The following is a 13,163-nucleotide window of genomic DNA, read 5'->3' as shown; positions in this document are numbered from 1 at the left end:
GAAGTTTCCTTTTAAATTAACTAAATAACATTTTAATCGCCATAATAATTAAAAATACGGCAAAGTAGCGTTTTAATGTTGGCACCGGCAGACGAGTGGCGGTTCTTACACCAATTTTCGTTGTAAACATAGAGGTTAAAGTTATACCTAGTACTGCGGGTAAATAAATGTAACCGATTGACCATTCTGGCATTTCTGTATTACCCCAACCGCTGTAAATATAACTCGCTACACCAGCAGTGGCTAATAGCATGCCACAAAAGGAAGAAGAACCAATGGCTTGTCTCATTTCATATCCTCTTGCATTTAAAAAAGGCACAATAAAACTGCCACCACCAATACCTGCACCACTTGAAGCTAAGCCAATTAGACTACCACCAACAACCGCTGAAGTAGTGGTAAAAGGTTTGTTACCTGTTTTTAATTTAACGGATAAAATCATTTTCGTGGCAAGATACACCACCAATACAGCAAAAATTTTACTTGAATATTCTTTTGGTAGCTTACTAACAAACAAACTAGCAATATAGGTTGAAACCATCACAACAGGAGCAAAAACTTTTAGGGATTGCCAAATAATATTGCCCACTTTGTAATGATTGTAAGCAGAAGACGCGCCGGTAATAATAATAGTGGCAAAAGACGTACCTAGCGCTACTTTCATTAACATATGTTCAGGTACGCCCACCATTGGCAGCAAATGAACAAGGACTGGCACGATGACCAATCCACCACCAATACCAAACAAACCTGCTAAAAAACCAGCCAAACATCCTACAACTAAACAAATGAGAAATAATGTGATCATCGGAATTTTCTCTCTTTTTTATGTGATTTTGATGGGTATTTATGATAATAAGGTGCTTTTTTCGCTGCTTCTGCTGGCTTATGAGAGGCTGCTGTCAAATTTTGAGCTGCACGATCTGTATCAAATAAGAAACTCGCAAATTCTTTCATCGCTTTACGATACACATCTTGTTTAAAAGAAACCACTTGACGAACAGGATACCAAAAACTCACCCAACGCCAACCGTCAAATTCTGGCGATTTACTGCAATTCATATTAATGGCCTTTTCATCGCTCACTAATTGCAATAAAAACCAACGTTGTTTTTGCCCAATGCACATGGGTTTGCTGTCATAACGTAATAAACGCTTAGGTAATTTATAACGCAACCAATGCTTTGAAGCATAAAGCAAACGAACGTCTTTTTTAGACAGGCCTACTTCTTCATATAATTCGCGGTACATCGCCTGCTCGGGTGTTTCATTTTCATTAATTCCCCCTTGCGGAAATTGCCAAGAATTTTGTCCGTACCTTTTTGCCCATAGCACTTGTCCCTGCGTATTACAAATGACAATGCCCACATTAGGACGGTAGCCATCGAAATCGATCACTATCGTTCACCTTAACTTTAAAAACAATCTCAATAATAACCGGAGATTATGGCACAGTATGCTATTTTCGCCAATAGTTATTCCCAATATAGAACTCCTTATTGTCAATAAGTGCGGTGAAAAATAGATACTTTTTGTATAACTCTGTGGATAACCTAGGTATAAATCAAGGATAATCTGAGATAACATTGACATTTATCGCAAAGTCGCCTGAAAAGACTTAATCCATTGAAGGCTGTTTAAAGATCAGGCAAGAAAAAAGTCGTTCCAAATACACCGCACTTTTCCACAGAATCTTCCACAATGAATTGAATATAACTGTTCTAAATACAGACAAAAATTACTCATGTAGGATTTATCCAAATGTTATGTGGATAAATTTGTGACTGAAGACAGAATAAATGAGGAGAAAAGATAATTAACAATAAGACAAGATAAATTTTCATATATAAATCAATAATATAAATACAATAATCTAACTAAAACTATTCAGTAGAAAAAAGTGGAAGAAAATTGTCTAATTATTAAACGCGTTGGAAAATAAAAAAATCCCTCTACATCATAGAAGGATTTTATTTAGGTTATAACGATCTGCAATTTCCCAAAGTGCCGTCATCAATAAATTCACTCTCCACACCCTGTACTTCATATTGCTTTTCGCCGTCTTTAAAAAAGACAAAACCACCTTTACCCATTTTCACCCAATGTTCATTTTTAGTTAAAGGGAAGGTGGTGATAATGGTGACTTTATCATTACTCTTAGTGTAATCATTGAAATCAATGACACCATCATCATCAACGCGCTGTGCTTTACCAAAAGGCGCTTGACGAGTAATGTAATGCAAATTGGTTGAGCAATGGGCAATCATCCATTTTCCATTGGATAAAATAAAATTAAAGGTGCCATACTGCACTAATATTTGGGTTACCTCCTGAATCGCCTGAAAAAGCTCTGCATCTGCCGGCTTAGTAGGAAAATGTGTTTTTAAATATTCCGCAATATAACAAAATGCCGCTTCTGAATCGGTATCACCAATAGGTTGCATAAAATGAGTGGAAAGCTCTGGCAACTGCGTTAAGTTGCCATTATGTGCAAAAACCCAATTTTCTCCCCAAATTTCACGAATAAAAGGGTGGGTGTTTTCAATACTCACTTCACCTTGTGTCGCTTTGCGAATATGCGCAATCACGTTCAATGATTTAATGTTGTATTGCTTTACACAATCAGCAATCGGTGATAATGCAGCAGGTCGATTATCGCGGAAAATTCTGACACCTTTACCCTCAAAAAAAGCAATACCAAAACCATCTGAATGACAGTCTGTCAGTCCTGCTCGGCGGCGGAATCCTTCAAAAGAAAACACAATATCTGTTGGCGTATTACAATTCATTCCGAGTAATTGACACATAATAAAACTCACATAAAAACGACATAATGCTGATGATTTAACACCATCAGAACAAAAATAACAATCGATTTTAACAAATTGCTTAGAGCAAAATGCTATAAGATCAAACAAAACTATCTAAAAATAGACCGCACTTTTTTCACAAAATAAAAACCCTCGCGATTCACGAGGGTTGAAAGCAATGATTTTCGTTATAGCACGCCTTGCGCTAGCATTGCATCCGCCACTTTAACGAAACCTGCAACATTGGCGCCAACAACATAGTTAATATTGCCTTTTTCGTCGCTGCCGTATTTTTTACAGTTCGCGTGAATATCTAACATAATATTATGTAATTTTTTATCCACTTCTTCAGCCGACCAATATAAACGTTGTGAGCTTTGCGCCATTTCTAAACCTGAAGTTGCCACACCACCTGCGTTCGCTGCTTTACCAGGTCCAAATAAGACACCAGCTTCTAAGAAAGCATCTGTTGCTTCAATGGTAGTTGGCATATTTGCACCTTCCGCTACAAGCTGTACGCCATTTGCGATCAAAGCTTTTGCATTGTCTAAATCAAGCTCATTTTGAGTTGCACAAGGTAAAGCAATATCCACTTTTACTTCCCAAGGGCGTTTACCTTCCACATATTTTAAGCCAAATTGTTCTGCGTATTCTTTTACACGACCACGTTTAACGTTTTTGATTTCCATTAATGCCGCTAATTTTTCAGGGGTAAATCCTGCTTCATCATAAACATAACCCGCTGAATCCGAACAAGTCACCACTTTTGCACCTAATTGCAGTGCTTTTTCGATTGCGTATTGCGCAACGTTACCTGAGCCAGAAACTGACACTGTTTTGCCTGCAAAAGATTGTCCTTTTTCAGCTAACATCGCTTGAGCAAAATAAACTAAACCATAACCCGTTGCTTCTGGGCGAATTAAGCTACCACCAAATGACAAACCACGACCGGTAAAGACACAAGCAGCTTGGTTAGATAATTTTTTCATATAGCCAGATAAGTAGCCCACTTCACGACCACCAACACCGATATCGCCCGCTGGCACGTCAGTATCTGCGCCAATATGGCGATATAATTCGGTCATTAATGCTTGACAGAAACGCATAACTTCGCCTTCTGATTTGCCTTTTGGATCAAAATCAGAACCGCCTTTACCACCACCCATAGGTAATGTAGTTAAGGCATTTTTGAAAATTTGTTCAAAGCCTAAGAATTTTAAAATAGATAAGTTTACTGATGGGTGGAAACGCATTCCGCCTTTAAATGGACCAATTGCACTATTGAATTGAACGCGGAACGCGCGGTTGACTTGAGTTTGACCTTTATCATCAGTCCATGCTACACGAAATTGGATAACTCGCTCCGGTTCAACTAAACGTTCAAGTAAGGCTTGTGAACGGTATTTAGGATTTTTTTCTAAGAATGGCCATAATGAAGTTAATACTTCACGCACAGCTTGTAAAAATTCAGGTTGGTGTCCGTCACGCTGAGCCACATAACTCAGGAATTCCTCTAAAGAAGCAAGTTGGTTAGACATAATTTGTTTCCCTTTTTATTTTAATCATTGTGTTTGCATATCATAGCCAATCGTTTGGCTCCCAGATAATATGCAATAATTCTCAATAAAATCACAAATATTTTTTTGATGAATTAATAAAAAAATAGAGAGAATGAATATTTTTCAAAATTTTATTCAATTAAATAAATTTAATTTAACTTTAGAGCAAAAGAGAAAGTTTGAAAATGATTTAGAGAAGATTTTGTTAAACCACATATACAAAAAGTGCGGTAGAATTTACCGCAATTTTTTGTTTAGAACACGCCAATATTTCGCAACCCAGAGGTAATAATTTCTACACCTAAGGACATAAGCAACAAACCCATAATACGAGTGATGACGTTTGAACCTGTGGTACCTAGCTTATTAATCACTGGTTTGGAATAACGGAATAAGATGTAACAACAGAGTCCAAATAAGCTGATTGTAATAGAAGAATAAACATAATCGATAAATTCATGTTGGCTAGAACCAAAAACAATAGTCGCACTGATTGAACCCGGCCCCGCCATAATTGGCATGGCTAATGGCACGACCGCAATATTATTATAATCTGCGATATGCGCATGCTCTGTTTTTTCTTCTTTATTGATTTTATGTTCACCAATTTTACCGTTAATCATAGTAAGCGCAATGAGTACAACAATAATCCCGCCAGCGATACGGAAAGAATCAATGGAAATACTAAAAGATTTCAGAATAAAATTACCGAAATAGAAACTCACCAATAAAATCACAACGATAGAAAAACAAGTGACCATTGCAGTACGATTTTGCTGTTCTTTCGTCAGATCTGATGTCATTGTATAGAAAATGGGCACAACACCAATAGGGTTAACCAACGCTATTAACCCAATAAAGAATTGCAAATAGGTGGATAAATCCATATTTTCTCCATTAAACTGAAATAATCAGGCGTATGCTAAGAAAAATAAGCCGCACTGTCAATTTGTGTATTAACGCTCTTTAGATGAATCTAATTGTATTGGCAAAAATAAACTTAACGGTCTTTGCTTAATAATTTGACATAACGATTGCCCAATGTTTTTCCAACTGTCAATTTCTGTTCCAAGGGATCTTAATGCGACCCATAATGTTAATGAAAAACTGACCACTAAATTCACCAATCCAATAAGTAACACATATAGCAATCCTTGTAAAAAAACAGCTGAAGATAAATCACCGCTAACAGTCGCATAGCCTAAATTCGCAGAGGAAAAAGCAACATGACGAATGTCTAGTGGTAATCCCGTCCAATAACCAACTAACCCTGTTAAACCAAGTAATAAACCGAAACATAGGTTACCCATAATTGAGCCATAATTATCATGTACATAATCGGCAAAAACTTCACGCACTTTTTTAGTCATAATGCGTTTTAATAAAGGATGATGTCTTAAGCGCATTTTTAAATTCAGGTAATTTGTTCGGTTATCAAAGAAACCAGAAATAATGCCCGAACAAAAGAGCCATACGCCAGCAATTGCCGCAAACCAAAGTGTTCCTGAGAAAAGATCAATTGAATGTAATTGGTAAGCAACGGCTTCACTATTGAGTAATGGGGTTCCACTTATGGATTGGTAAAGGATCGCGATAATCATCGCCAAACTGATCGCAATAGAAATATTACCTAATACCGCAATACTTTGTGAACGAAATACATCCACTAACAGCTGCGCAAGCTTCATATCAACGATCTTACCCTGTGGATTTTTCTCTACGGCTTCTGCAAAACGGGCAGCAGTCATTGCTGGCTGTTTTGTTGCAACGGTACAATGCAACATAAAGATCACCACAAACCCAATGCCATAATTTAACACATACAGCAGACTTTTTAGTACCTTTCCATCAACCACATTACCAATGTAAATTTTAATTAACGCCATAAAGGCAATTAAAACACCGCCAGCTGCCGCGGAATAAAACATAGAAAAATATTCTTTCTTATTACGCGTAATATAATGTTCGCCATGATCACTGGTATTTTGCGTAATACTACGGGCCAACATTCGCACACTTTGTTTCCATAAACGAGAAACACTATGCTGATCTGCTGAAGCTATAGCTAAATTCCCTGTTAAATGAATTAAGCGACGAGGCAGAAAACGATTTGAACCAAAGGCATCCATTAATTCAGCTAAACGAACTAAGGTCTGCGATAAACGTTCTAATAAATGTGCCACACCTAAAGACGATCCCTCTGTGCTACCTTTCTTTTGTAAACGCTCAATCAACTCTTGGCTTTGCTCAAACATCACTTCTAAATGGTCAGTATCATAATTCTCATTATTCCGTTGTGCATTGACCCAATTATGTACTTCACGTTGTAAGCTTACAAATGGACTATCAGCCTCTAATAATTCAGGATCAAGACGCATTAATTCTGGATCCATATCTTCCGCAGCAATCCAAATAGAAAGCATTTCAATCGCAAATAGGCCTTCATAACGCAGATGATTGTATAAGGTTTCTCGCTCATGGGCGCTGGCATAGCGACTTAATAAACTCACTAAAAATTGCCAATATTGATTGGGAATATGGTTTATCCAATCTGCATCATTTTTATCATTGAACAATAAGAAAAATACATCTCGCAAATCTGTTGGGTCTTTATAAGAAGGATTAATTTTCTCATAAATACGATTTTTCATTTCTCGTCCAAATCCTTCGCGCGCCAGAATTCCACAGCTAATAAGCAGCGGATAAATGCGCATACTGCAAATCCAACGACACAATTGAGAAGCAAATTTTTGTCCTAAATCTTCATTGTGTTTTAGCGTTTTTATAATGAAATAAAAACGAGGTTGAGCATCATCTTTCCCCTGTCGTAACCAAGTGAATAATTCATCAAATAACCCAAAAACATCCTGCTGTGCTAATTTCTGTTCAATTAATTTTTCCAGTTGATGATGGTCTTGAAAATCGTTATGTAACAAAATCGTTTCCTATCGTAAATATTTATTCTGCTCAATTATAGAGAAATCCGAAGAAAGAAAAAAGTGCGGTAGATTTTGAGCAACTTTTAAGCATCGCCATTTCTATTAACCATCCCAAGACAGCTACATCATTTGGTGATGTTGATAAATCTCATTCCAATCTAAATTAGCATAATCCCAATACAATGAGCGGAAACGGGTTAAATTTTCTAATAACCAAGGTTTGGCTTCTGTATTAAAATGCACAATTAGTGGGAGCTCCTCCCCTAAATCTTCAATGTATTGAGCCATATTAAACCGTTGAAAGAGATAATCACAACCAATTAAATAATTGAATCCTCTATTTAATCGTAGCCAATGGTGTTGATTAAAAATCAAATTTAAAATGCTTTGGTCAGCATCGGGCATTTGATCAATATATTTATTAGATAAATCAATCGCCAATTCGGAAATGTTGTTCTTCCGCCATGCTTCAACATTAATAAGCATGACACCAGCGTTAAAATCAGTTTTCTGATGTATTTTTTCTGCAACATTATCTTTTACCGCAGCTAAAAAATAATTTTCAATATCAATCTGATATAACGACATTAAGTCGCCATTTACAACCAAATCACAGTCAAGATAAAGTGCTTTGGGTTCAATCACATAATCAGCAATAAAATAACGAAAAAAAGTGGAAGCGGAACTAATATGTTGATAGGTTCGATATTGCGCAATTTGCTGATTATTAATTTTTATATCAATAATTTCACTATTCAGGTGAGCTAACTTTTGGTTTAAATGATTAAAGGTTTCTGATGGAATATCTTTATTAAATAAGTAAAATTTAATGTTACGATTATGGTAACAGATAGACTTTATTACTGTGTAAATTTGCGGTAAATAGCGATTATCAGCGCCAAGAACAATAGGCAAACGAAATGGTTGTGAAGATGGCATGGTTTTATCCAATTAATTAGCTATAGATTTGACCAAAGTATAGCAGAATACTCTTCTGTGAGCGCTGATAAAAGAAAAAAGTGCGGTGGATTTTTACAGCGTTTTTACCTCAAAACCAATTTGGCGATAAAACTTTTGAAAAGATCCGATAAATGACTATAATTTTGATTAACAATCATTCATCAATAATAAGGAAGCGCTATGCTTGCAAATACACCTAATCTAAAAAATCGTCATTTCCTACGCTTAATGGATTTTACTCCCAATGAAATTCGTTATTTGCTTGATTTATCTGCGAAATTAAAAGCAGATAAAAAGGCAGGTACAGAAAAACAAACAATGAAGGGTAAAAATATAGCACTCATTTTTGAGAAAAGCTCAACACGTACTCGTTGTGCTTTTGAAGTAGCCGCATTTGATCAGGGTGCAAAAGTGAGTTATATCGGACCGAGCGGCTCACAAATTGGGCATAAAGAATCAATGAAAGATACAGCACGTGTGCTAGGCAGAATGTATGACGGTATTCAATATCGTGGCTTTGGACAAGAATTAGTACAGTTCTTGGCTGATTTCTCAGGCGTGCCGGTGTGGAATGGTTTAACGGATGAATTCCATCCAACGCAAATTTTAGCTGACTTTTTAACCATGCTTGAATATAGCGATAAACCGTTAAATCAAATTAAAATGGCTTATTTAGGCGATGCGCGCAACAATATGGGCAATTCTTTTGTTGAAGGCGCAGCATTAATGGGAATGGATTTACGATTGGTTGCACCAAAACAATTTTTCCCAGAACAAAAATTGTTAGATGAAGTTGCTGAACTTGCTACACAAACAGGGGCAAAAATTACTTGTACAGAAGATGTCGCAGAAGGCGTAAAAGATGTTGATTTCGTTTATACTGATGTTTGGGTATCAATGGGCGAGCCAGAATCAGCTTGGGAAGCAAGAATTAATCTGATGAAGCCTTATCAAGTCAATGCAGAATTAATGAAATTAACGCAAAATCCGAAAGTGAAATTCTTACATTGTTTACCTGCATTCCATGATTCAGAAACCACAGTAGGGAAAGAAATTGCAGAAAAATATGGAATGAATGGTTTGGAAGTAACAGATGAAGTATTTGAATCTGAGGCATCCATTGTGTTTGACGAAGCTGAAAATAGAATGCATACCATTAAAGCTGTGATGGTCGCTACATTAGGTGAATAAGACCATAAAAAGATAACTTTCACCGCCAAAAATAAAAGGACTGTTGCTGATATATTCAGAAACAGTCCTTTAAATTGTGGATTGTTGGGGGGAATTACATCATTCCGCCCATGCCTCCCATTCCGCCCATGCCAGCACCTAGGTCAGCTTTTTCATCTTTCGGTAATTCTGTTACCATACATTCTGTAGTAATCATTAAACCAGCAACAGAAGCTGCGAATTGTAATGCAGAACGAGTCACTTTAGTTGGATCTAAAATACCCATTTCAATCATATCGCCATATTGTTCTGTGCTTGCATTATAACCGAAGTTACCTTCACCAGCTTTAACTGCACTTGCCACAACAGAACCTTCTTCACCTGCATTTTCAACGATTTGACGTAATGGCGATTCCATCGCGCGTAATGCTAAACGAATACCCACATTTTGTTCTTCATTGTCACCGGTTAAGTGCGTTGCAACTTTGCTTGCTGCACGAACTAATGCAACACCACCACCCGCAACGATACCTTCTTCAACCGCTGCACGCGTTGCGTGTAGTGCATCTTCCACACGATCTTTCTTCTCTTTCATTTCAACTTCAGTTGCAGCACCTACTTTGATAACAGCAACACCGCCAGCTAATTTAGCTACGCGTTCTTGTAATTTTTCTTTATCGTAATCAGAAGTAGTTTCTTCAATTTGTTGACGAATTTGAGCTACGCGACCTTTGATTTGTGCTTCATCGCCGATACCATCAATAATAGTGGTATTATCTTTGTTAATTACAACACGTTTAGCTTGACCAAGATCTTCTAAAGTTGCTTTTTCTAACTCCATACCGATTTCTTCTGAAATCACTGTACCTGCAGTAAGAATCGCGATATCTTGTAACATCGCTTTACGACGATCACCAAAACCTGGTGCTTTCACAGCTGCTACTTTTACGATACCACGCATGGTATTCACAACTAAAGTTGCAAGTGCTTCACCTTCCACATCTTCTGCGATGATCAATAATGGTTTACCCGCTTTCGCCACACCTTCTAATACAGGTAATAATTCGCGAATATTAGAGATTTTTTTATCCACTAATAAAATAAATGGATTATCTAATTCAACAGTCGCTGTTTCAGGTTTGTTGATAAAATATGGTGATAAATAACCGCGGTCGAATTGCATACCTTCTACAACCGCTAATTCATCTTCTAACCCCGTACCATCTTCAACAGTGATAACGCCTTCTTTGCCCACTTTTTCCATTGCTTGAGCGATTAATTTACCCACAATGTTGTCAGAGTTTGCAGAAATCGTACCCACTTGCTCAATTTCTTTTGAAGTTTCACATGGTTTTGAAAGTGCTTTTAATTCTGCAACAACTGCAGTAACCGCTTTATCAATACCACGTTTTAGATCCATTGGATTCATGCCTGCAGCAACCGCTTTCAAGCCTTCGTTAACAATAGCTTGCGCTAAAACTGTCGCTGTTGTTGTACCATCACCAGCAGCATCATTGGCTTTAGAAGCAACTTCTTTCACCATTTGTGCCCCCATGTTTTCGAATTTATCCGCTAATTCAATTTCACGAGCAACTGACACACCATCTTTTGTAATGGTTGGCGCGCCAAAGGCTTTATCTAATACCACATTACGACCTTTAGGACCTAAAGTTACTTTCACTGCATCTGCTAATACATTCACGCCTGCTAACATTTTTACACGAGCATCGTTACCAAATTTTACGTCTTTTGCTGCCATTTTATTTTTCCTTTTTTAACGGACGCCAATATGACATCCCTATAAATTTAAACCAAAGTATTTGAGGGACAAATTATTCTACAATCGCTAAAATATCGTTCTCAGAAACGATTAATACTTCTTCGCCATCAATTTTTTCGCTTTTTACGCCGTAACCATCATTGAAAATCACAGTATCGCCAACTTTTACATCTAAAGGTTGCACTGTGCCATTTTCTAAAATGCGACCTTTGCCCACTGCAATCACTTTAGCGCGGGTTGATTTGGTTGCTGCTGAGCCGGTTAATACGATACCGCCTGCTGACTTAGTTTCAACTTCTTCACGTTTGATAATTACACGATCGTGTAAAGGACGAATTGCCATTTTGAATTTCCTCTAAAGTAAGATTTGTAACAAATGTGAGGATTATATGGGGAAGAAATTTATGCTTTCAAGAGTGAAATGTAAAATAATTTGATTTTAATAAAAGAAAGTACAAAAAGTGCGGTGCATTTTGAAGACTTTTTTGAGAGAAAGAAAAAATGGCTCACAACGAGCCATTTAGAAGAGATCTTAAGCCAATCAATTAGCCCATACCATATTGTTTTAATTTTTTGCGTAATGTGCCACGATTGATACCCAACATTAATGCTGCACGAGTTTGGTTACCACGAGTATGTTGCATAACCATGTCTAACATCGGTTGTTCAACTTCTGCTAAAACCAGTTCATAAAGATCGTTAACATCTTGCCCATCAAGTTGTACTAAGTAATTTTTTAATGCACGTTTTACTGAATCACGTAAAGGTTTGCTCACAGTTTGAGATTGTGCATTTAATTCTGGCACGATAAACATATTTGTAGAAGTTGTAGTTTGTTCAAACATTGTTGTTTCCATAGCGAATAAAATTAAAAAAATCTTCCAATGCAACTAATTGTTCATCCGCAGATGTAATCGCATTAAAAGTCTGTTTAAAATCGGAATCAGGAAAAATTCCTTGTAAATACCAACCCACATGTTTGCGCGCAATTCTGTAGCCTTTTTCAGCACCATAGAATTGATGTAATGCCGCAATATGTTGCAAAATTACACCGCACTTTTCTGCTAGGTCAGGTTCCGATAATAATGAATTTGTTTCAATTAAGCTGACCATCGACCGAAATAGCCAAGGCTGACCTAATGCCCCACGCCCAATCATTATGGCATCCGCTCCCGTATAATCGAGAACAAATTTTGCTTTTTCTACGGTTGTAATATCACCATTAGCAATGATTGGAATCGAAACTGCTTGTTTAACCGCTTTAATATTGTCGTATTCTGCCTCACCTTCAAATAAACATTCTCTTGTGCGTCCATGAATAGTGAGTGCTTGAATACCGCTTTGTTGTGCGATTTTAGCAATTTCTACGCAATTCCGATGTTGGCGATCCCAACCTGTGCGAATTTTTAATGTGACAGGCACGTCCACTGCATTGACCACCGCCTCAAGTATTTTTGCGACCAAATCGGGATATTGTAACAAGGCAGAACCTGCCAGTTTTTTATTTACCTTTTTAGCTGGACAACCCATATTAATATCAATAATTTGAGCGCCATATTCCACATTTACTTGAGCCGCTAACGCCATTTCTTCAGGGTCTGCGCCTGCAATTTGTACCGCATTTATACCCGCATCTTGATGATGAGATAAACGCAGTTTTGATTTTTCTGTATGCCAAACCTGAGGATTTGTGGACATCATTTCAGAGAAGGTCAACCCTGCACCATAACTTGCACAAAGTTTACGAAATGGTTGATCCGTAATCCCCGCCATTGGTGCCAACAAAATGCGATTTTTTAATTGATATTGACCAATTCGCATTATGGACTCCAATGTAAACAAAACAGAAAAAAGAAACCGAATATTATTGGTTAAATATTCGGCTATCGTTACCGACAAGGGATGCTATGATACGCACTTTTGAAGGGTTTGAAAAGCATAATTT

At 37.2% G+C, this 13,163-nt stretch carries 12 protein-coding genes; 1 reads left to right on the top strand and 11 read right to left on the bottom strand.

Going from position 1 to position 13,163, the window contains the following annotated elements; genetic code table 11:
• Positions 1–16 precede the first annotated feature (16 nt).
• The 7 genes from ACUXZ4_RS03210 to ACUXZ4_RS03180 form a co-directional block, all read right to left on the bottom strand.
• Positions 17–808: a sulfite exporter TauE/SafE family protein gene (locus ACUXZ4_RS03210; protein WP_464973608.1), complete on the bottom strand. Its 792-nt coding sequence runs from the start codon at positions 806–808 to the stop codon at positions 17–19.
• Complete coding sequence (gene rppH / locus ACUXZ4_RS03205; protein WP_464973607.1) at positions 805–1,398, bottom strand: RNA pyrophosphohydrolase; 594 nt, start codon at positions 1,396–1,398, stop codon at positions 805–807. Before rppH ends, ACUXZ4_RS03210 begins: the two co-directional genes overlap by 4 nt.
• Before the next feature lie 581 nt (positions 1,399–1,979).
• Positions 1,980–2,807, bottom strand: coding sequence for a class II glutamine amidotransferase (locus tag ACUXZ4_RS03200; RefSeq protein WP_464973606.1), 828 nt, complete (start codon positions 2,805–2,807; stop codon positions 1,980–1,982).
• Between the two features lie 191 nt (positions 2,808–2,998).
• Positions 2,999–4,348, bottom strand: a complete 1,350-nt coding sequence (gene gdhA / locus ACUXZ4_RS03195; RefSeq protein ID WP_464973605.1) for an NADP-specific glutamate dehydrogenase — start codon at positions 4,346–4,348, stop codon at positions 2,999–3,001.
• Between the two features lie 275 nt (positions 4,349–4,623).
• Entirely contained in the window at positions 4,624–5,256 is a 633-nt protein-coding gene (locus ACUXZ4_RS03190; RefSeq protein ID WP_464973604.1) for a YchE family NAAT transporter, read from the bottom strand.
• Positions 5,257–5,325: 69 nt separating this feature from the next.
• Positions 5,326–7,305, bottom strand: a complete 1,980-nt coding sequence (locus tag ACUXZ4_RS03185) for a site-specific recombinase (RefSeq protein ID WP_464973603.1) — start codon at positions 7,303–7,305, stop codon at positions 5,326–5,328.
• Between the two features lie 123 nt (positions 7,306–7,428).
• Positions 7,429–8,247, bottom strand: coding sequence for a glycosyltransferase family 8 protein (locus ACUXZ4_RS03180; RefSeq protein ID WP_464973602.1), 819 nt, complete (start codon positions 8,245–8,247; stop codon positions 7,429–7,431).
• A 201-nt stretch (positions 8,248–8,448) separates the two neighbouring features.
• Here ACUXZ4_RS03180 and argF point away from each other — a divergent pair, with 201 nt between their 5' ends.
• Positions 8,449–9,459 carry an ornithine carbamoyltransferase gene (gene argF, locus ACUXZ4_RS03175; RefSeq protein WP_464973601.1) on the top strand — a complete coding sequence of 337 codons (1,011 nt, stop codon included), beginning with the start codon at positions 8,449–8,451 and terminating at the stop codon, positions 9,457–9,459.
• 94 nt (positions 9,460–9,553) lie between these two features.
• Here the strand turns inward: argF and groL are convergent, their stop codons facing one another.
• The 4 genes from groL to dusB all read right to left on the bottom strand — a co-directional run bounded on the left by groL (position 9,554) and on the right by dusB (position 13,039).
• Positions 9,554–11,197, bottom strand: coding sequence for a chaperonin GroEL (gene groL, locus ACUXZ4_RS03170; protein ID WP_464973600.1), 1,644 nt, complete (start codon positions 11,195–11,197; stop codon positions 9,554–9,556).
• Between the two features lie 73 nt (positions 11,198–11,270).
• Entirely contained in the window at positions 11,271–11,561 is a 291-nt protein-coding gene (locus ACUXZ4_RS03165) for a co-chaperone GroES (protein WP_464973599.1), read from the bottom strand.
• A gap of 202 nt (positions 11,562–11,763) precedes the next feature.
• Positions 11,764–12,063: a DNA-binding transcriptional regulator Fis gene (gene fis, locus ACUXZ4_RS03160; RefSeq protein WP_464973598.1), complete on the bottom strand. Its 300-nt coding sequence runs from the start codon at positions 12,061–12,063 to the stop codon at positions 11,764–11,766.
• On the bottom strand, positions 12,056–13,039 hold the full coding sequence (dusB, locus tag ACUXZ4_RS03155; protein ID WP_464973597.1) for a tRNA dihydrouridine synthase DusB: 984 nt from the start codon (positions 13,037–13,039) through the stop codon (positions 12,056–12,058). Before dusB ends, fis begins: the two co-directional genes overlap by 8 nt.
• Positions 13,040–13,163 lie beyond the last annotated feature (124 nt).

The sequence above is a fragment of the Reella acinonychis genome (assembly GCF_052828705.1).
The sequence above is the reverse complement of the archived record's forward strand: the minus strand, read 5'-3'. Positions and strand labels throughout refer to the sequence as shown.

Coding starts and splice junctions, on each gene's coding strand:
- groL (WP_464973600.1), bottom strand. CDS start 11,197: ATGGCAGCAAAAGACGTAAAATTTGGTAACGATGCTCGTGTAAAAATG.
- dusB (WP_464973597.1), bottom strand. CDS start 13,039: ATGCGAATTGGTCAATATCAATTAAAAAATCGCATTTTGTTGGCACCA.
- argF (WP_464973601.1), top strand. CDS start 8,449: ATGCTTGCAAATACACCTAATCTAAAAAATCGTCATTTCCTACGCTTA.
- ACUXZ4_RS03200 (WP_464973606.1), bottom strand. CDS start 2,807: ATGTGTCAATTACTCGGAATGAATTGTAATACGCCAACAGATATTGTG.
- ACUXZ4_RS03165 (WP_464973599.1), bottom strand. CDS start 11,561: ATGGCAATTCGTCCTTTACACGATCGTGTAATTATCAAACGTGAAGAA.
- ACUXZ4_RS03210 (WP_464973608.1), bottom strand. CDS start 808: ATGATCACATTATTTCTCATTTGTTTAGTTGTAGGATGTTTGGCTGGT.
- gdhA (WP_464973605.1), bottom strand. CDS start 4,348: ATGTCTAACCAACTTGCTTCTTTAGAGGAATTCCTGAGTTATGTGGCT.
- fis (WP_464973598.1), bottom strand. CDS start 12,063: ATGTTTGAACAAACTACAACTTCTACAAATATGTTTATCGTGCCAGAA.
- ACUXZ4_RS03180 (WP_464973602.1), bottom strand. CDS start 8,247: ATGCCATCTTCACAACCATTTCGTTTGCCTATTGTTCTTGGCGCTGAT.
- ACUXZ4_RS03190 (WP_464973604.1), bottom strand. CDS start 5,256: ATGGATTTATCCACCTATTTGCAATTCTTTATTGGGTTAATAGCGTTG.